Source organism: Amycolatopsis sp. NPDC005232, from assembly GCF_040607795.1.
GTDB lineage: Bacteria > Actinomycetota > Actinomycetes > Mycobacteriales > Pseudonocardiaceae > Amycolatopsis.
Map to the genome: position 1 here is coordinate 56,006 of NZ_JBEXHL010000037.1, position 18,671 is coordinate 74,676.

The following is an 18,671-nucleotide window of genomic DNA, read 5'->3' on the forward strand; positions in this document are numbered from 1 at the left end:
GAGACTGCCGATGATCCCCATTACCGTGGTCGACGTCCGTGACGCGGAAGACCTCGTCGTCGAGGTGCTGCGATCCGGCGCCATCGCACAGGGGCCGATGGTCAAGCGCTTCGAGGACGCCTTCGCGCACGTCGCGGGCACGAAGCACGCCATCGCCGTGAACAACGGCACCACCGCGTTGGTCGCCTCACTGCAGGCGCTGGACCTGGCACCGGGTGACGAGGTGATCACCACGCCGTTCACGTTCGTCGCGACGCTGAACGCCATCCTCGAGGCCGGCGCCACCGTCCGATTCGCCGACATCCGGCGCGACGACTTCGCGATCGACCCCGACGCCGTGGGCGCCGCCGTCACGGACCGCACCAAGGTCCTGATGCCGGTGCACCTGTACGGCCAGACGGCGGACATGGGCAAGCTCGCCCCGCTCGCCGCCGAGCACGGGCTGCAGGTCATCGAGGACTCGGCGCAGGCGGTCGGCGCGTCGTTCGAGGGCCGCGCCGCCGGCTCGTACGGCATCGGCTGCTTCTCGCTGTACGCGACGAAGAACGTGACCACCGCCGAGGGTGGCGTGATCACCACCGACGACGACGTGCTGGCCGACAAGCTGCGCGTGCTGCGCAACCAGGGCATGCGCGCCCGCTACCAGTACGAGATGGCCGGCCACAACTACCGGATGACGGACCTGCACGCGGCCGTCGGCATCCCGCAGCTGGAGAAGCTCGACCAGCTCACCGCGGCCCGCCAGGCCAACGCGAAGCGGCTGTCCGAGGGGCTGGCGGGCACTCCGGGCCTCGACATCCCGCAGGTGCTGCCGGGCCGTGAGCACGTGTGGCACCAGTACACCGTGCTCGTGGGCCCGCACGCGATGCTCTCGCGCGACGAGCTGGCCGCCTCGCTCACCGAGCGCGGCATCGGCAACGGGATCTACTACCCCAAGATCGTGTTCGACTACGACTGCTACCGCGGCCACCCGCTGATCCCGGGCGCCGACGTGAACGACTTCCCGGTGGCCACGGCCGTCGCGGCGCAGGCGCTTTCGCTGCCGGTGCACCCGCACCTGACCGACGCGCAGCTCGACAAGATCATCGAAACGGTTCGCGAGGTGCTCGGCGCATGACCCACCGCATCGCCCTGATCGGCACGGGCAACATGGGCTCGCTGCACGCGCGCGTGCTGGCGGCCAACGAGCGCGTGGACCTCGTCCGCGTGATCGACCCGCGCGAGGAAGCCGGCCGCGCCGTCGCCGAGCGCTACGAGACGCAGTGGACGCCCGAGCTCGGCTCACTGTCCGATGTGGACGCCGTGGTGCTCGCGTCGGCCACCGAGGTGCACTACGACCTCGCGCAGGAGATCCTCGGCCAGGGCAAGCCGATGCTCGTCGAGAAGCCCGTGTGCAACAGCTTCGAGCTGTCGCAGGAGATCGTGGCGCTCTCGGAGCAGAAGGACGTGCCGCTGATGTGCGGCCTTCTCGAGCGCTACAACCCCGCCGTGATGACGGCCCGGGCGCTGGTCAACGAGCCGGTGCACTTCATGGCCCGCCGCCACGGCCCGTACGCGCCGCGCATCAAGACCGGCGTCGCGTGGGACCTGCTGGTGCACGACGTCGACCTGGCGATCCAGTTCTTCGGCGGCGCCACGCCGGCCCGCGTCACCTCGGGTGCCGGCTACTTCCACCCGAGTTCGGTCGAGGGCGCGGAGGACGCCATCGAGACGGTGCTGTCGTTCCCGACCGGCCTGGCCACGGTGTCGGCTTCGCGGCTGGGACAGAAGAAGGTGCGTTCGCTGGTCGTGTCCGAACTGGACCGGCTGATCGAGATCGACCTGCTGCGCCGCGACGTGACGATCTACCGCCACGTGTCGCACGACTCCGTGACACCGGACGGCCTCGGTTATCGGCAGCAGACCGTGATCGAGATCCCGGAGCTGGTCACCGCGCGCGAGCCGCTGGCCACGCAGCTGGACCGGTTCCTGGACCTGCTCGAGGGCAAGATCGACGCCGCCGTGGAGCGCGACCTGATCCTGCCGTCGCACCACGTGGTGGCGCAGGTGCTCACGCAGGCCGCCGCTTAGCTTTTTCGGTAAGGCGGTTTTTCGGTAAGACGGAGTCACTTGGTGAGGCGGGTGCCGTCCTTGCCGTACGCGACCAGCGGGGTCAGTACGGCGGGGTCGGGCACTTCACGCTGGTCGAACCAGAACACGACCACGCGGGGGTCCACGCTCCACGCCGCCGTCTGCGCCACCACCGGCTTGCCGTGCACGGTGCTGACGATCTTCACGGCGGGCCCGGAGAAGTAGCCGTACACGGGCACCCAGGTGCCGCCGGCTGCCATGCCGCCCGCGGTGGCGTGGAAGCCGAACGAGCGGTCGGCGCCGCGGATCTCGTTGCTGGCGTAGAGCGACAGGTAGCCGGTCTTGGTCTGGACCGCGGCCATGATGCCGAAGTGGACGTCGGGCAGGGCCGCGTTGTCGTCGATCTTGGTCGCGTAGAAGACGAGCTCGCCGCCGGCGGCGGTCTTGATGCCGGTGTGGATGACGTCGCCGTAGGGCTGGGTCGCCGAGTTCGGCACCTGGTCGATCGCCGACGTCGGCGGTGGCGAGGTGGTCGGCAGGGCGCCGTCCGACGCGACCGGGCCGCTGGTCGCCGGGGCCGGCGGCGCGGCGGCGGGCACCTGCGTCGGCTCGGCCGGCGTACGCAGAGCGACGGCGCCGAACACGATCCCGACGACGGCGGCCACCGCGGCGGCCGCTCCTGCGCCCGTGGCGATCCTGCGCCGTCGACGGATGCGTCGGCCCTCGGTGATGATCCGGCCCAGGTCGGGCGCGGCGAACGGCTGGTCAGGCTCTTCGCGCAACGCGGAGCGCAGCTTGTCGAGGTCGTTCACCGCCCGCTCCCTCCGATCAGCACGTCTTCCGGCCCGGCGTCCACCCGCAGCTTCGCGAGCGCCCGCGAGTTCGTGCTCTTGACGGTACCCACCGACACGCCCAATTCATCGGCGACCGCCTGTTCCGGCAGGTCGAAGAAGTGCCTGAGCACCACCACGGCCCGTTCGCGGCCCGTCAGCCGCGCCAGCGCGGACGTCAGCCACTCGCGCTGCGTCACGGCCTGCGCGACGTCCTGGCTCGTCGGCCGCTCCGGCACTTCCTCGGAGGCGTACTCGCGCAGCGGGCGCCGCCAGCCGTCGATCACGTGGTTGACCAGCACGGTCCGGGCGTACGCGTAGGCGTCCTTGCGGCGCACGCGCGACCAGGCGGCGTAGGTGCGGGTGAAGGCGGTCTGCGCAGCGTCCTCGGCCTGGTGGCGGTCGCCGGTCAGCAGGTACGCCGCGTGCGTGAGCCGATTCGACGAGGCCTGCACGAACTCGACGAACTCGTCGTCACTGCGCGCCACCCGCGTACCCCCGATCTCCACGTCTACGGGACGGCTGGGTGCACGCCAGGTTGCTGCCGCTAGAGCTTTTGCGTCCGCCCGGCGACAAGCGCGTCCAGGTCGAGCACGACGGGCATACCCGCGACGTCGAGCTCGATTTTGCCGGAGTGCTCGCCGAAGTTCTCGTAGTCGCCGTCGACAAGACGATAGGTGATCATGCTGACGGGTGCGTCGAGATCGATGATCCAGTAGTGCTCGATCCCGGCGTCGGCATACTCGAAGTGCTTGGTGACCTGGTCGGTGCGCTTGGTGCCCTCGGACAGGATCTCGACGACCAAGAGGGCATCTTCGGCACGCACTCGCGCCGGGTTTTGGTCGGCCACGGAAGCTGAAGTGACCAGCACATCCGGCACGCGCACGGTGGGCGGAACCTCGTTGAGCAGTAGTTCCACTTCGTTGCCCGCGCTGAAGCCTGGTGCGAGCTGCTCGTCGAGCAGGTACGTGATCCGCGCAATCGAACGCTGGTGGAAAAAGAACGGGCGCGGCGACACAGCGAGAACCCCTTCGACGACTTCGACATGGAACTCCGAGGTCTCCGGAAGTTCCGCCCAGTCGTCGAGGGTCAGGAGGTGGTGAGGCCACTCGAGGGCGCTCATGGAAACTCCTTCACTTTCAGTGACCGGAACAGTGATCAAGACTACCGTCCGCGTTCACCGGTCACCTCAAGGCTACCCGCTGAAGTCTCCCGCCGGGGAGCCCCAGCCGGAGGCGTCGTCCAACAGGCCGCGGCGGCGGGCGTTCTCCGCGCGCACCCGTTCCACTTCGGACTGGATGTACTCCTCGTCGTAGCGCTGGAACACGCGCGCGGGGTTGCCGGCGACCAGGGTGCGCGGCGGGACGTCCTTGGCCACCACCGAGTTGGGCTGCACGGTGGCGAAGTCGCCGATCGTCACGCCGGCCATGATGACGACCAGGCCGCCGATGAAGCAGCCCTTGCCGATCTTCACGGGTTTGCGCTCGATGAGGTCGCTGCCGGAGTGGTTCTGCAGCGTCATGTTCGCGAGCCAGCTCGAGTGCGTGAAGATGAGCGTGTTGAGGCCGATGCTGGTGTGCTCGCCGATCTCCAGGCCGCCGCTCGCGTCGAGGGCCGCGCCTTCGCCGATCCAGCAGTGCTCGCCCATGGTGAGGTTCTCGGGGCTGATGATCTTCACGCGCTCGCGCACGCGGCACGTCGAAGGCAGCCCGTAGAACGCCGCCCGCTCGGCGTCGTTCAGGTACTGCGAAACGAGGTCGTTCATGATCATCGGCCGCAGGCGGTTGCTGCGGTCGTCATCGAAGAACATCGTCGTCCGCCACCATTTTCGTGAACACGCGCAGGTGTTCTTCGGCCACCACGTCGAGGCCGAAATTGGCCCGGACCATGGCGCTTTCCCGCTGTGCGATCCGTTCCCTCAGCGAAGGGTCGTCGAGCAGCGACAGCACGGTCGTCTCCACGGCCTCGGCGTCGTCCGGGCGCACGAGCAGGATGTTCTCGCCGTTGCGCAGCTCGATGCCCGGGTAGTTGTCCTCCGTGACCGACGCGATGGTGGCCGTGCCGGACAACATCGCCTCCAGCGACGCGGTGCCGCAGCCGCCGTTGAGGTCGTGGGTCACGATGTCGGCGGCCGCGAAGTACGCCGGCACGTCTTCCTTCGGCACCGCGCCCGTCACGACCAGGGCTTCGGCCACGCCGAGCTCTTCGGCGCGCTTGAGGAACGCGTCGTGGTAGACGCGCCCGACGATCACCACGCGCACGCCCGGGTGCCGGTCGAGGATCGCGGGCAGCGACTCGATCAGCGGCAGCCGGTTGCGCAGCGGGATCACGTGGCCGAGCGAGACGATCAGCGGCGCGTCGCCCAGCTCCAGCTCCGCGCGCACGTCCTTGGTCACCGCCTTCTCGAAGTGCCCCGTGTCCACCGCGATCGGGAAGTACTCGGAGTTCGCGTCGCTCGTGCCGTAGCGCTCGACGCAGTAGTCCACGCCGAGCTTGTCGAGGATGACGTAACGCGGCCGGATGTAGGAGAGCACGGGCTTGACCAGCACCGCGTCGAGCATCCGGAACACGCGCGAGTACAGCTTGTTCTCGCTGATCAGGAGCGTGTGGATGGTCAGCAGCACGGGCAGCTTGTGGCGCCGCGCGTAGAACCCGGCCAGCCACGACAGGTCGAAGAACTGGCCGTGCAGATGCACCGCGTCGGGTTTGAACTCGTCCAGCAGCTTCCACACCCGCCGCCAGTTGCCCGGCTTGAGCGACGCGAAGCTCATGTCGAAGTCGATCGACAGGCCGAGCTGCGGCATCTTCGCCGCAGGCAGCCGCACGACGCGGTAGCCGTCGCGCTGTTCGTCGGCCGGCGCGTCGCCGTAGGCCGCCGTGATCGCGAGGACCTCGTGGCCGGACGCCGCGTACTCACCCGCGAGCGACGCCGACATGTGGGCGCTGCCGCCCACACGGGGCGGGAAGAAGTTGTTCACCACCGCGATGCGCATCGCACGTCCTTGGGCTGGGCCCGCGGCGGAGTTCATGCCGCCTCCGCGGGAGGGAGTCCGTCGGCGGAGTTCACTCTGATTCCTGAACCAGGGCTCGCATGCCCTCTTCAACCGAGATCGTCGGCTCCCAGCCCAGCATCTCGCGGGCCCGCGTGATGTCCGCGGCCCGGCGCGACACGAGCACGTCACGCTCGTTGAACTGCGGCTGCACGTCGACGCCCACGGCCTCGATGAGGATCTTCGCCAGCGTGGCGATGGAGGTGTCGACGCCGGTGCCGATGTTGATCGGCAGGTTCGACTGCTCCGACTCCAGCGCGGCGACGACCGAACGGGCCAGGTCCGACACGTGCACGAAGTCCATCGACTGGTCGCCGCGGCCGTCGATGATCGGCGGCTGGCCGGCGCGCAGGCGCTGGATGAAGTGGTTGATCACCGATGTGTAGTAGGCCTCGATCTTCTGGCCCGGGCCGTACACGTTGAAGAAGCGCAGCGCGTTCGACGACAGGCCCTTGGTGCGCTCGTAGAAGCCCAGCAGGTCCTCGCCGGCGCGCTTGGAGATGCAGTACGGCGTGAGCGGGCGCAGCTCGTCGTCCTCGTGCATCGGCAGGCGCTTGGGCTCGCCGTACACCGACGCAGTAGACGCGAACACCAGGCGCTCGACACCCTCGTCGGCGGCCGCGGCGAACACGTTGTGGTTGCCGGTCATGTTGATGTCGATCGACTCGTGCGGGTCGGCGATCGACTTGTTGATCGAGACCGTGGCGAAGTGGATCACGTGCGAGCAGCCGCGAATGGCCTCGCGCACCGCGCCGCCGTAGCGCACGTCCTGCTCGACCAGCTCGACCTTGCCGGTGGCCACGAATTCGTTCACGCGAGCGCGGTCGCCGCGGGTCATGTTGTCGAAGATGCGGACGGTGTACCCGCCGTCCAGCAGCAGCGGGATGACGTGCGCGGCGATGAACCCACCGCCGCCGGTGAAGAACACCTTCTTCTCGGACATGGTGGCTGCTTCTCCTCGGTCGGCGATCTTCAGTCGGTTTCGGGTCATCAGCCGAGCGCGCGAACGGCGTCACGCACGGTCGTCACCACACGGTCCACCTCGGCTTCTGTCAGCTCCGCATGCATCGGGATCGCCAGCTGCCGGCGGAACGCGTCGGCTGAGACGGGCAGCGGCTGCTGCTCGCCGTACACCGGCTGCAGGTGCGAAGCGTACGTCCCGAAATTGCACTGAACGCCCTGTTCGCGGATACGCAACGCCAGCGCGTCGCGGCTGACCTCGGGCGCGACGGTGAGCAGGTAGGCCTGCCAAGGGTGCTCGCGGTCGGGCAGCTCGACGGGCGCGGTGAGCAGTTCGACGTCGGCGAACGCCTCGTGGTAGCGCTTGGCCACGGAACGGCGGGCGGCGAGCAGGTCGGGCAGCCGGTCGAGCTGCACACCCATGATCGCGGCCTGGATGTCCGACAGGCGGAAGTTCCAGCCCAGCTCGTGGAACTCCGGGATCGGCAGCGTGCCCGAGCCCTCGCGGCTGATGGCCGGCTCGATGCCGTAGGTGTGCATCTTGCGCGCGTGGGCGATGAGATCTTCGCGGTTCGAGACGAGCGCGCCGCCCTCGCCCGCGGTGATGCCCTTGCGGCCGTGGAAGGAGAACGCGGCGAGGTCGGCGAGGCTGCCGGCCGGGCGCGTCTTGTACGTGGCGCCGGCCGAGCAGGCGGCGTCCTCGAACAGCCACAGGCCGTGCTTGTCGGCGATGGCGCGGTACTCGTCGAAGTCGCCCGGCAGACCGGCGACGTCTACGGCGAGGATGCCGACCGTGCGCGGCGTGATCAGGGCTTCGATCGCGGCGGGATCGGCGCTGAAGATGTCGGGCCGGATGTCGGCGAACACTGGCTTCGCGCCGGCCTGCAGCACGGCGTGGCCGGTGGCGGGGAACGTGTAGTCGCCGACGATGACCTCGTCGCCCGGCCGCACGCCGAGCACCTTGAGTCCGAGGAACAACGCGGCGCCGCAGCTGCTGGTGGTCAAGGCGTGCGCGGTGCCCGTGGTCTGCGCGAACCGCTCCTCGAAGCGGCGGCACGCGGGACCGGCGCCGGCGAGCCAGCCCGAGCGGAACACCTCGGCGACCGCCGCCAGCTCCTCCTCGCCGACTGTCGGCCTCCCGAGCAGCACCTGTTGGTCGGCCGGTTGTCCAGACATCCCCGCTCCAGTTTGTTTCTCGCACCAAAGTCGTTGCGCAAGCTCGTCCCGAAGTGTATATACACGTACTCCGCCGAGCCGGGCGTGGGGACGAAACGCGCCGGTAACGGACGGGCGGAGCGCTTAGTCTTGCCGCATGCGGATCGGGGTTCTGGGGGCGGTCACGGCGTGGGACGCGGCGGGGGAGCCGGTCGTCGTCGGGGGTCCCCGGGTGCGGGCGCTGCTGGCGCAGCTCGCGCTGGAGGCGGGCCGGTTCGTGCCGGCGGAGCGGCTGATCGACGGCCTCTACGGCGAGGAGCCGCCGGACGGCGCGGCCAACGCGCTGCAGTCACAGGTGTCGCGGCTGCGCGGCGCGTTGAAAACTGTGGCGCCGGTGGAGTTCACGGGCGCGGGCTACCGGCTCGCCGTGGAGCCCGACGAGGTCGACGTGCACCGGTTCGAGCGGCTGGCGGGCGACGGGCGGCGCGAGCTCGCGGCCGCCGACGCCACGCGTGCCAGCGACCTGCTCGGTGAAGCTTTGGCGTTGTGGCGCGGACCGGCGTTCGCCGACGTGACCGAAGCGCCCTTCGCGGCGACGCAGGCAACCCGTCTCGAGGAGCTGCGCTCGGACGCGGCGAGCGACCGCATCGACGCCGAGATCACGCTGGGCCGCGCGGCGGAAGTGCTCGACGAGCTGCGGGCGGCCGTCGTCGCCGCGCCCCTGCGCGAACGGTCGCGCACCCAGCTCGTGCGCGCGCTGCACGCGGCGGGCCGCTCGGCCGAGGCGCTGGCGGCGTTCGAAGACGCGCGCCGCACGCTGGCCGACGAGCTCGGCGCCGACCCCGGGCCCGAGCTGGCCGAGGCGCATCTGGCCGCGCTGCGCAGTGAGCCGGCGGCCGCGTCGTCGCCGTTGCCCGCGCAGCTGACCAGCTTCGTCGGCCGCGACGGCGAGCTGCGGCAGGTCGGTGAGCTGCTGCGGCACGCGCGGCTGGTGACGTTGCTGGGTCCCGGCGGCACCGGGAAGACCCGGCTGGCCGTGGAAGTCGCGACGGCTCATGCCGGGTCGGCGGCGTTCGTGGAGCTGGCGCCACACGTCGCCGATGATGTCGGGCAGGCCGTGCTGAGCGCGCTGGGTCTGCGCGAAGGCGCGTCGCCGTTGCGGGGTTCGGGCGTGCAGGACCCGGTGGAACGGCTGGTGTCGGCGTTGCGCGACCAATCGACGTTGCTGGTGCTTGACAACTGCGAGCACGTGGTCGACGCGGCCGCGCGGCTGCTCGCGCGCCTGCTGCCCGCGTGTCCCGGCCTGCGCGTGCTCGCGACGAGCCGGGAGCCGCTCGGCATCACCGGTGAGCAGCTGGCGCCGGTGCCGCGGCTCGAGGTGCCGCCGCCGGGCACGCCCGCCGGCGAGGCGCTGGGGTTCCCGGCCGTGCGACTGTTCGCGGACCGCGCGGCCGCGAGCGACCCGGCGTTCCGTGTGGACGAGGACACGATCGGCGACGTCCAGCACATCTGCGCCGCGCTCGACGGCCTGCCGCTCGCGCTGGAGCTGGCGGCGGCGCGCGTGCGGACGCTGCCCGTCGGCGAGATCGCCGCCCGGCTGGACAACCGCTTCCACCTGCTCGCGCGCGGCAGCCGTACGGCGGAGACGCGGCACCGTTCGCTGCGCGGCGTCGTCGAATGGAGCTGGGAGCTGCTGGACGACGACGAACGCCGGCTCGCGCGGCGGCTCACCGTGTTCTCCGGTGGGGCGACGCTGGGTCTTGCCGAGCTGGTGTGCGAGGTGCCGGACACCGTCGACCTATTGCCGGGTCTGGCGGACAAATCACTGGTCGAGACCACGGGCGACCGCTACCGCATGCTGGAGACGATCCGCGCGTTCTGCGCGGAGAAGCTTTCGGGCGCGGGCGAAACGGCGCGGTTCGAGGCGGCGCACGCATCGGCCTTCCTGCAGCTGGCCGAAGAAGCAGACCCGTTGCTGCGCACCGCCGACCAGCTGCGCTGGCTCGACCGGCTCGACGCGGAGTACGACAACCTCGTCGCCGCGCTGCGCTGGTCGACGGACGCGGACCAGCGCAGCGCGCTGCGGCTGACGGCCGCGCTGGCCACGTACTGGTGGATGCGCGGCCGGCGTTACGAGGGCGCGATGCTGTCGCTGGAAGTCGTGAAACGTTGCGGTCCGGTCGCTCCCGAGGGGTACGAGGAGCAGTTCCTGATGTGCGTGCTCAACGCGATGTCCGGCGCCCCGGGCCACGACGCGACGCTGCCGTACCGGTCCACAGTGGAGCATTACGCGCGAGACATGTCCTGGGCGCCAAGGCATCCGACGTTGAGCCTCCTGCTGGGCGTGGTGATCGGCCCGCCCGCCGACGAGGAGACGCTCTTCAACCGCAGCAGCATCATGGCCGGCGCCGACCCGTGGAGCAGCGCGCTCGTCCCCATGGGCACGGGCCTGCGCGCGATGCTCACCGGCGACCTCGACGAGGCCGAGACGAAGCTGCGCGAGGGCGAGTCCCGCTACCGCGCCCTCGGCGAACGCTGGGGGCTGTCGATGTCGCTCGACCACCTGTCGCAGCTGCTCACCTGGCGCGGCCGCTGGGACGAGGCCATGGCCGCCATGACCGAGTCCATGGACCTCATGCAGCAACTCGGCGCGGCCGACGACTACGCCGACCTGCTCTGCCGCCGCGCCGACAGCCGCGCCCGCCGCGGCGATGTCGCGGGCGCACGCGAGGACTATTCGAAGGTGATCGCGCTGGCCCGCCGCTCCGGAATGCCGGAGACGCGCGCTTCGGGATACGTCGGCTTGGCGGCTCTGGCGCGCCGGGACGGCGACTTGGCGGGGGCTCGTTCACTGGCGGAGCGCGCGTTGGCGGAGTGCACCAGCGGCTCCTTCTCGGTCGCCGCGGTCCGCGGAGCGGCGACGATCGCGTTGGGCTGGGTTGCCGTCGCGTCGGGCCACGCTTCGGAAGCCCGCGCGCTCATGCGCGAGGCCGTGGAGGCGGCGCACCAGTGGCAGGACAGCACCGTGCTGGCTTCGGCCTTGGAGTGCGTCGCGGGCGCCGCTCTGCTGGAGGGCCACGCGGAGGAGGCCGCCATGCTGCTCGGCGCCGCCGTCGCCGCACGCGGCACGGACGTCGCGGGCCAACCGGACGTCGCCGAAGTGGCCGACCGCGCCCGCGCTCAGCTGGGCCCGGGTTACGACCGGTATTACGCCAGCGGACGGGAGCTGACGGTGCAGAAGGCATTGACAGCGGCGGGGATCGCTCCGTAGTCCCCCACTGACCCGCACTGTCAGCCATCGTGCGTCGTTGGTGCGTGGGTCGTCAGCGGGGCCCGGCAGCGTGAGGGCCCGGAGCGAACCACGGAGGCCCACCATGACCATCACCGCAGCGTCCACCAGTCCGGGCAGAACGCTGACGCCGGCGCGCAAAGCCGCCATCATCGGCGTCTGCGTGCTCGTGCAGATCCTCACGGCCGTCGACATGACGGTGCTCCACCTGGCGATCCCGGCGTTGTCCGAGTCGCTGCGGCCGACCACCACGCAGGCGCTCTGGATCGCCGACGGGTACGGGTTCGCGTTGGCCGGGCTGCTCATCACGGCGGGCAACATCGGCGACCGGATCGGGCGCAAGAAGCTGTTGCTCGCCGGGGCGGCGGTGTTCGGGCTCGTGTCGGTGGCCACGGCGTACGCGCCGAGTGCCGAGCTGCTGATCGTGCTGCGGATCCTGCTCGGGGCGAGCGCGGCGACTCTGATGCCGTCGACGCTGTCGATCCTGCGCAACACCTTCACCGGCAAGGAGCGCACGGCGGCGATCGGCGTGTCGAGCGGGCTGACGATCCTCGGGTTCGGCCTCGGCCCGCTCATCGGCGGCGCACTGCTGTCCCACTTCTGGTGGGGTTCGGTGTTCCTGATCAACGTGCCCGTGGTCGTCGTGCTGATCGCCGTCGGCATCTTCGTGCTGCCGGAGTCGCGCAATCCCGTGCCCGGGCGGCTGGACGGAGTCAGTGTCGCGCTGTCGCTCGTGGGCATCCTCGGCGTGGTCTACACCATCAAGGAGATCGCGTACGAAGGTCTGAACCACTGGGATGTCTACGCGGCGGCGATCCTCGGCGTCGGCAGCCTGCTCGCGTTCGTGCTGCGCCAGCCGCGCCTGGCCGAGCCACTGATGGACCTGCGGCTCTTCCGCAACCGCGCCTTCTCGGCGACGGTCGTGACCACCGTGCTCGCGATGTTCGCGCAGCTGGCCGTGAGCGTGATCTCCACGCAGTACTTCCAGCTCGTCAACGGGTGGTCGCCGCTGAAGTCGGGGCTGGCGGGGCTGCCGGGCATGGGCGGTGCGCTGATCGGCGGCACCCTCGGCGCCGTGCTGATCAAGTCGCTCGGCCGCGCCGGCACGGTCACGCTCGGCTGCCTGTCCTCGGCGATCGGGTTCGCGCTCTACAGCCGAACGGACGTCGGCACCGCGTATGCGTACCTCGTGGTGACGATGGCGGTCTTCGGCATCGGTCTTGCGCTGATCCTCACCGTCGCGACGGACACCGTGCTCGGCGTCGTCCCGAAGCACCGCGCGGGCGCCGCGTCGGCCATCTCCGAGACGGCCACGGAGCTCGGCGGCGCGCTGGGCATCGCGGTGCTCGGCAGCGTGCTCGGCTCGCTCTACCGCCAGGGTCTGCCCGCGAATGTCCCGGAACCGGCCCGCGAGACGCTGGCCGGCGCCGCGGAGGTGTCTACGCAGCTCCCGGCCGGTCCCGGGGCGCAGCTGTTGCACACCGCGCAGCACGCGTTCATCGGCGGCCTGCAGGTGACGATGCTCGGCGCCGCAGGCCTGATGGTGCTGGTAGCGGGCGTGGCGTGGGTCGCGCTGCGCGGGGTGCCGAAGGTGCTGGAAGACCCGGCTGAGTGACCACGACCTCGGTCCGGGGTGGGCGGAAGTCCACTTCGGACCGGGGTTGGCAAATGGGTCACCTGATGCGTGAAGAACCGCATTTCAGACCACTTGGGCTACGCAACCGACGCCGAGGTCGCGTAGCCTTTCTGTCCGTGCGTAACGTGGTGGTGATCGGTGGTGGAATCGTCGGCCTGGCCGTGGCGTGGGAGCTGTCGCGGCGGGGGCAGGACGTCACGGTGCTCGAGAAGGAGGGCCGCTGGGCGGCCCACCAGACGGGGCACAACTCCAACGTGGTCCACGCCGGCCTCTATTACAAACCGGGCTCGTTCAAGGCGCGGATGTCCGTGGCCGGCAATCGGTCCATTGTGGACTTCGCGCGGCAGTACGGCGTGCCCGTGGAGGTGTGCGGGAAGCTCGTGGTGGCCACGAGCGAGTCGGAGCTACCGGCCCTGAACACCCTCGCCGAGCGCGCCGAGGCCAACGGCGTGCCGGCCAAGAAGGTCACCGCCGCCGAGGCGCGCGAGTACGAGCCCGAGGTGGCGTGCGTCGGGGCGCTGCGCGTGGAGTCGACGGGCATCATCGACTTCCCGGCCGTCTGCGCCTCGCTCGTGCGCCTGCTCGACGAGGCCGACGCGGACCTGCGGCTCGACACCGAGGTCGTCGGCATCCGCCCCGGCGCCCACGGTGGCGTGGAGGTCGCCACCGGCACGGAGGTCATCCACGCCGACGCGCTCGTGAACTGCGCCGGCCTGCAGTCCGACCGCGTGGCCGAGCTGGCCGGCGTCACGCCGAGCGCGCGCATCGTGCCCTTCCGGGGCGAGTACTACGAGCTCAAGCCCGAGCGCCGCCACCTCGTGCGCGGCCTGATCTACCCCGTGCCCGACCCGACGCTGCCGTTCCTCGGTGTGCACCTGACCCGCATGCTCGACGGCAGCGTGCACGCCGGCCCCAACGCCGTGCTCGCGCTGCGCCGCGAGGGCTACCGCTGGGCCGACGTGTCCGTGAAGGACCTCGCCGACGTCGCCCGCTTCCCCGGCGCTTGGCGGCTGGCGCGCAAGTACGCGTTCCCGACGGGCCTGGAAGAAGTGCTGCGCTCGTTCTCGAAGAAGCGCTTCGCCGCGAGCCTCGCCCGACTCGTGCCCGCCGTGACGGAGGACGACATCGTTCGCCACGGCTCCGGCGTGCGGGCCCAGGCGCTGCGCGCGGACGGCTCGCTCGTGGACGACTTCCTCATCGAGACCGCCGGCGACCAGGTCCACGTGCTCAACGCCCCGAGCCCCGCGGCGACGAGCGCGCTGGAGATCGCGAAGCACATCGCCGACCAGGTAGCGGCGTAACCAGCGCAAACGCGTCCGCGGAAAGTTTTTGAAATTTCCGTGAACCGTCCGGCCCTCTCGCTCCGTGTGTTGGCCGCACGCGGAAGATCACGCTGGAGGTCCCGGAAGCCATGAACCACAACGCCTCGCACTTCGGTGAGCCGGCCACCACGTTCCTGAAGCCGAACCTCGGCCAGGACCCGGCGAACCTGGGCCGGGTGGTTCAGGCGGTTGCTCGCCCCGGTGCGTCCCGGCCGCTGCGGGTCGACGTGGCCGGCGGTGGCCCGGTCGGGCTGATCTTCGCGTGCACGCTGCGCTCGATGCTGGGCGACAAGGTCAAGATCCGCGTGTTCGACCGCCGCTGGATGCGGCGCGACGGCCGGATCGCCTGGCAGGGCACGGCGGAGGGCAACAACCGCCGCGAGCAGGTCGTCACGCTGCAGAGCAACGTCTGGGGCCAGCTGCCGATGCTCGTGCGGCGCCGCCTGTTCACCGCCGGCAACTACTCGGAGATGTGGCCGCTCGGCCCCGACTCCCCCACGCACCGCGGCCGCCCGCGCAACATCAAGGTCCGCTGGATCGAAGACTGCCTGCTGGAGATGGCGCAGGACTTCTACGGCATCGAGCTCATCCCCGAGCCCTACGCGCAGCCGAAGTCCTGGGACGGCCTCGACGTGCTCGCCATCTGCGACGGCGCCCGCTCGAAGACTCGCGAGGACCTCAAGGAGGCGTTCGGCCCGTCGAGCCGCGACCTCTACTCCGTGGGCGGCACGCCGCTCGACGAGACCGTGCTCGGCATCCGCATCAAGGGGAAGGTGCCCGACGAGCACACCGTGCCGCTCACCGTGTGCCAGAACCGCTTCCTGTTCAACTCCCTCGGCGGCGGCTTCATCAACATGCGCCTCACCGCCGAGGAGGCCTCGGAAGTCTTGGCCTACGGCGAAAACGGCCCAGTTCCGTGCATCGGCAAGTTCGGCTGCACCATGCGCCCGGACGGCGACAAGTTCGTGTGCGACCGCCACCGCTCGGTGTTCAAGCCCTCGGTGGACAAGCTGTCGTTCCTGTGGCCGCGCATCGCCGACGGCGTCAAGTTCTTCGGTGCGACGATGGCCGACATCGTGGGCATCACGTCGTTCAAGCTGGGCATGCAGCAGAACCCGAAGTTCACCGCGCAGCTCGCGCCGTCCACGTACGGGTTCCTGCTCGGCGACGCCGCCAACTCACTGCACTTCTGGCCGGGCCGCGGCCTCAACACCGGAGTGAAGAGCGTGCAGTCGCTCGCCGCGAACCTCGCGTCTCGCTGGGCCGGGCGGGCGTTCCGCGCCGCCGACTTCGCGCCGCACGAGGGCCTGATGCAGCAGCTGCAGTACCGCGAGAAGTCGCGCGCCTGGACGACGATGCTGATTCCCGACGAGAACGGCCTGCCGCGCGGCATCGAGGACCGCATCCGCGCCGGCCTCACCAGCAAGGAGGACCGCCAGGCGCTGGCCGACACGCTGTACAAGCGGCTCCTCGCCGTGAAGTCCCGGCTCGAAGGCCGCATGGGCACGCTGGCCGACGACGCTTGGTACCGCTCGCGCATCAACTCGCTCGACGTGAAGACGCTGGGCGTGATGGTCGAGTCCGGAGCCTGGATCACCCGCGAGATCGGCGGCGACGAAGTGGCGGTGAACATCGAGGTGGCGCCCGCCGACACCAACGCCTCGGAGCCGACGCGCCGCGCCCCGTCGCCCCAGCGCCCGGCCCGCCCCGCGTCGCGCAACATCCCGGTGGCGCGCACCGCCCCGGCCGGGCCGCGCCGGCCCGCCGGCGTGTCCTGACGCGACAGTCCACTCAGGACTTTCAGGCCGGGAGGTTCCCCGAAACCAGGGGAACTCCCGCCTTGACGGCGTCGCACGCCTTCGAGGGGTCGTCGAGGTAACCGGACACGATCTGGATCGACGACGTCGGCGTGACGGCCAGTCCGGCGCCGCAGTTGACGCCGCCGGAGTCGTTGAAGTTGGCGAAGATCGACCAGTGGTGACCGTTGGCGTCGATGGTCGAGACCGGCGGCACGTCCATGCCGGGCCACTGTGTCATCGGCAGGTCGGGGCCGAGCCACACCTCGAAGGCCTTCTGGCCGCGGTCGCCGTCGGTGTCGTCCCACAGGCAGAACACCGCGTTGGGCACGACGCTGGAGTTCTGCTTCTCGCCCTGCGGCGCCACGTGCAGCGAGGCGGCTTGGTCGGGCTTCAGCAGCGTGCACGGGTCCAGGCCCACGAGCGGCCCGCTCGGCGGCGCCGCGCTGCTCGGCGCCGTCGGCGTGATCTGCGGCGCGGGCTGCCCACCCGGCAGGTGCGCGGCGACCTGCGGCACCGCCTGCTTCGCCGCGTCGCACGCCTTGGCCTCGTCCGGGTTGGACACACTCACGAACGCGTAGGACTTCGGGCCGAGCGTGGTGTAGAGGTCGCAACTGCCGGGGATGAACGAGCCGTAGCGCGTCCACTGGAACCCGCCATCGGAGAAGGGCGGGGCCTTGACGACGGCGCCCTGCAAGTAGTCGTCCAGCGACTGGTCCACCGACCAGCCGACGGTGAGGATGGTCAGCGCCGCGCTGTCGTCCTTGCTGTTCCACAGGCACATCGCCGGCGTGCGCAGCTTCTCGCTCGCGGCCTGTCCCTTGCCGGGCGCGCGATAGCCGAGCGCATCGGCCTGCTGCCGGCCGACCAGCGAACACGCGTCCACAACCTGCTGCACGGGCCCCTGCCCGGGCACCGGCGCCGCAACGCCCCCGACGCGCACCGTGCACCCGGCCACCACCACGGCCACACCGGCCACGGCCACGGCCGCCCGCACTCCCCTGAACCCCATCGGCGTCTCCTCCTCGCGCCCGAACACTAGCGGGCACACCGGGCTCGCACCGGCTATCGGCGGAAACGACGACGGCCGGAACCCCGCAGGGTCCCGGCCGCGTAAAACCGCCGATCAGCGCTTCTTCTTCGGCTCCAGCACCTCGCGCCCGCCGACGAAGGGGCGCAGGGCCTCCGGGACGCGCACCGAGCCGTCGGCCTGCTGGTGGTTCTCCATGATCGCGACGATCCAACGCGTGGTCGCCAGCGTGCCGTTGAGGGTCGCGGCGATCTGGGGCTTGCCGTTGGGGTCGCGGTAGCGCACGGACAGGCGGCGGGCCTGGAAGGTGGTGCAGTTGGACGTGGACGTCAGCTCGCGGTAGGTCTCCTGCGTGGGCACCCAGGCCTCGCAGTCGAACTTGCGGTGGGCGGACGTGCCGAGGTCACCCGTGGCCGTGTCGATGACGCGGTAGGGCACCTCGATCTTGGCGAGCATCTGCTCTTCCCAGCCGAGCAGGCGCTGGTGTTCGGCCTCGGCCTCGGCGGGCGTCGTGTAGACGAACATCTCGACCTTGTCGAACTGGTGCACGCGGATGATGCCGCGGGTGTCCTTGCCGTACGAGCCGGCCTCGCGGCGGTAGCACGAAGACCAGCCGGCGTAGCGGCGCGCGCCGTCGCCTAGTTCGAGGATCTCGTCGGCGTGGAAGCCGGCGAGGGGGACCTCGGAGGTGCCGACGAGGTACAGGTCGTCGTCGGCGAGCCGGTAGATCTCCGACGCGTGGGAGCCGAGGAAACCGGTGCCGGCCATGATCTCCGGGCGCACGAGCGACGGCGTGATCATCGGCGTGAAGCCGTTTTCGAGCGCCTGCGCGATGGCCATGTTGAGCAGCCCGAGCTGCAGCTGCGCGCCGACGCCGGTGAGGAAGTAGAACCGCGACCCCGACACCTTGGCGCCGCGCTCCATGTCGACGGCGCCGAGGCCCTCCATGAGGTCCAGGTGGTCACGCGGCTCGAAGTCGAACTTCGTGGGCTCGCCGACGGTCTTGAGCACGGTGAAGTCGTCTTCGCCGCCGACAGGCGCGTCGGGGTGCACCAGGTTCGGCACGGTGCGGAAGAGCTGGTCGAACTCCTCCGACGCCTCCGTCTGCTCGACCTCGGCGGCCTTGACCTGGGCGGACAGGTCCTTGGCGCGCGTGAGCAACGAAGCCTTCTCGTCGGGGGCGGCCTTCGGGACGAGCTTGCTCACGGACTTCTGCTCGGCCCGCAGCTTGTCGGCGTTGGCGATCGCGGAGCGGCGGCGGGAGTCGAAGCCGAGCAGCTTGTCGACCACTCCTTCGTCCTCACCACGGGCACGCTGCGACGCGCGCACGGCTTCCGGGTCTTCGCGCAGAGTCCTGGGGTCAATCACGGAAGAAAGGGTAGTCGCAGGCCAGCAGGTACCTCGAAGCGGTTTGGGGATTGCGCGGCCCCTTGGTCGTCCACGGACAAACTGTGCGGCCCTCGTCCGAGGACGGAGCAGTCTGATCGTTGTCGCCCGTTTCCGGCGCTGCCCATACTCCGAGGAGGCCGAGAC

15 protein-coding genes are annotated in these 18,671 nt (G+C 70.4%); 6 read left to right on the forward strand and 9 right to left on the reverse strand.

The window, feature by feature from the left end:
- Window positions 1-10 precede the first annotated feature (10 nt).
- Window positions 11-1,117, forward strand: a complete 1,107-nt coding sequence (locus tag ABZU76_RS42670) for a DegT/DnrJ/EryC1/StrS family aminotransferase (RefSeq protein ID WP_220245599.1) — start codon at window positions 11-13, stop codon at window positions 1,115-1,117.
- Window positions 1,114-2,070, forward strand: coding sequence for a Gfo/Idh/MocA family oxidoreductase (locus ABZU76_RS42675; RefSeq protein ID WP_354881358.1), 957 nt, complete (start codon window positions 1,114-1,116; stop codon window positions 2,068-2,070). The genes ABZU76_RS42670 and ABZU76_RS42675 overlap by 4 nt, the downstream gene beginning before the upstream one ends.
- Before the next feature lie 35 nt (window positions 2,071-2,105).
- On the opposite strand, the gene ABZU76_RS42680 is transcribed toward ABZU76_RS42675, so the two are convergent.
- From ABZU76_RS42680 to ABZU76_RS42710, 7 genes are all read right to left on the reverse strand, one after another.
- Window positions 2,106-2,882 (reverse strand): hypothetical protein, encoded by a 777-nt coding sequence (locus ABZU76_RS42680; protein WP_354881361.1) that lies wholly within the window; start codon window positions 2,880-2,882, stop codon window positions 2,106-2,108.
- Window positions 2,879-3,388, reverse strand: coding sequence for a SigE family RNA polymerase sigma factor (locus ABZU76_RS42685; RefSeq protein WP_220245596.1), 510 nt, complete (start codon window positions 3,386-3,388; stop codon window positions 2,879-2,881). Before ABZU76_RS42685 ends, ABZU76_RS42680 begins: the two co-directional genes overlap by 4 nt.
- A 59-nt stretch (window positions 3,389-3,447) precedes the next feature.
- A complete protein-coding gene (locus ABZU76_RS42690; RefSeq protein ID WP_354881364.1) occupies window positions 3,448-4,023 on the reverse strand; it encodes a Uma2 family endonuclease in 576 nt (191 codons plus the stop codon).
- Between the two features lie 72 nt (window positions 4,024-4,095).
- Window positions 4,096-4,710 (reverse strand): acyltransferase, encoded by a 615-nt coding sequence (locus tag ABZU76_RS42695; protein WP_354881367.1) that lies wholly within the window; start codon window positions 4,708-4,710, stop codon window positions 4,096-4,098.
- The gene (locus tag ABZU76_RS42700; protein ID WP_354881370.1) at window positions 4,697-5,893 is read right to left on the reverse strand and encodes a glycosyltransferase family 4 protein; all 1,197 of its coding nucleotides are present in this window, start codon (window positions 5,891-5,893) and stop codon (window positions 4,697-4,699) included. Before ABZU76_RS42700 ends, ABZU76_RS42695 begins: the two co-directional genes overlap by 14 nt.
- Window positions 5,894-5,963: 70 nt before the next feature.
- Window positions 5,964-6,893, reverse strand: coding sequence for an NAD-dependent epimerase/dehydratase family protein (locus tag ABZU76_RS42705; RefSeq protein WP_354881373.1), 930 nt, complete (start codon window positions 6,891-6,893; stop codon window positions 5,964-5,966).
- Between the two features lie 47 nt (window positions 6,894-6,940).
- A complete protein-coding gene (locus ABZU76_RS42710; RefSeq protein ID WP_354881376.1) occupies window positions 6,941-8,086 on the reverse strand; it encodes a DegT/DnrJ/EryC1/StrS family aminotransferase in 1,146 nt (381 codons plus the stop codon).
- A gap of 136 nt (window positions 8,087-8,222) precedes the next feature.
- Here ABZU76_RS42710 and ABZU76_RS42715 point away from each other — a divergent pair, with 136 nt between their 5' ends.
- From ABZU76_RS42715 to ABZU76_RS42730, 4 genes are all read left to right on the forward strand, one after another.
- A complete protein-coding gene (locus ABZU76_RS42715; protein WP_354881379.1) occupies window positions 8,223-11,336 on the forward strand; it encodes a BTAD domain-containing putative transcriptional regulator in 3,114 nt (1,037 codons plus the stop codon).
- 103 nt (window positions 11,337-11,439) lie between these two features.
- On the forward strand, window positions 11,440-12,969 hold the full coding sequence (locus tag ABZU76_RS42720) for an MFS transporter (protein ID WP_354881382.1): 1,530 nt from the start codon (window positions 11,440-11,442) through the stop codon (window positions 12,967-12,969).
- Between the two features lie 137 nt (window positions 12,970-13,106).
- Window positions 13,107-14,291, forward strand: a complete 1,185-nt coding sequence (gene lhgO / locus ABZU76_RS42725) for an L-2-hydroxyglutarate oxidase (protein ID WP_354881385.1) — start codon at window positions 13,107-13,109, stop codon at window positions 14,289-14,291.
- Window positions 14,292-14,401: 110 nt separating this feature from the next.
- A complete protein-coding gene (locus tag ABZU76_RS42730) occupies window positions 14,402-16,090 on the forward strand; it encodes a hypothetical protein (RefSeq protein WP_354881388.1) in 1,689 nt (562 codons plus the stop codon).
- Between the two features lie 22 nt (window positions 16,091-16,112).
- On the opposite strand, the gene ABZU76_RS42735 is transcribed toward ABZU76_RS42730, so the two are convergent.
- Window positions 16,113-17,120 (reverse strand): DUF3558 family protein, encoded by a 1,008-nt coding sequence (locus ABZU76_RS42735; RefSeq protein ID WP_354881391.1) that lies wholly within the window; start codon window positions 17,118-17,120, stop codon window positions 16,113-16,115.
- Between the two features lie 114 nt (window positions 17,121-17,234).
- A complete protein-coding gene (serS, locus tag ABZU76_RS42740) occupies window positions 17,235-18,506 on the reverse strand; it encodes a serine--tRNA ligase (RefSeq protein WP_354881394.1) in 1,272 nt (423 codons plus the stop codon).
- Window positions 18,507-18,671 lie beyond the last annotated feature (165 nt).

Bases quoted from the DNA above. Each gene is read 5' to 3' on its own strand.
- ABZU76_RS42670 (WP_220245599.1), top strand. From the start codon at position 11: ATGATCCCCATTACCGTGGTCGACGTCCGTGACGCGGAAGACCTCGTC.
- ABZU76_RS42675 (WP_354881358.1), top strand. From the start codon at position 1,114: ATGACCCACCGCATCGCCCTGATCGGCACGGGCAACATGGGCTCGCTG.
- ABZU76_RS42690 (WP_354881364.1), bottom strand. From the start codon at position 4,023: ATGAGCGCCCTCGAGTGGCCTCACCACCTCCTGACCCTCGACGACTGG.
- ABZU76_RS42695 (WP_354881367.1), bottom strand. From the start codon at position 4,710: ATGTTCTTCGATGACGACCGCAGCAACCGCCTGCGGCCGATGATCATG.
- ABZU76_RS42700 (WP_354881370.1), bottom strand. From the start codon at position 5,893: ATGCGCATCGCGGTGGTGAACAACTTCTTCCCGCCCCGTGTGGGCGGC.
- ABZU76_RS42705 (WP_354881373.1), bottom strand. From the start codon at position 6,893: ATGTCCGAGAAGAAGGTGTTCTTCACCGGCGGCGGTGGGTTCATCGCC.
- ABZU76_RS42710 (WP_354881376.1), bottom strand. From the start codon at position 8,086: ATGTCTGGACAACCGGCCGACCAACAGGTGCTGCTCGGGAGGCCGACA.
- ABZU76_RS42715 (WP_354881379.1), top strand. From the start codon at position 8,223: ATGCGGATCGGGGTTCTGGGGGCGGTCACGGCGTGGGACGCGGCGGGG.
- ABZU76_RS42720 (WP_354881382.1), top strand. From the start codon at position 11,440: ATGACCATCACCGCAGCGTCCACCAGTCCGGGCAGAACGCTGACGCCG.
- ABZU76_RS42730 (WP_354881388.1), top strand. From the start codon at position 14,402: ATGAACCACAACGCCTCGCACTTCGGTGAGCCGGCCACCACGTTCCTG.
- ABZU76_RS42735 (WP_354881391.1), bottom strand. From the start codon at position 17,120: ATGGGGTTCAGGGGAGTGCGGGCGGCCGTGGCCGTGGCCGGTGTGGCC.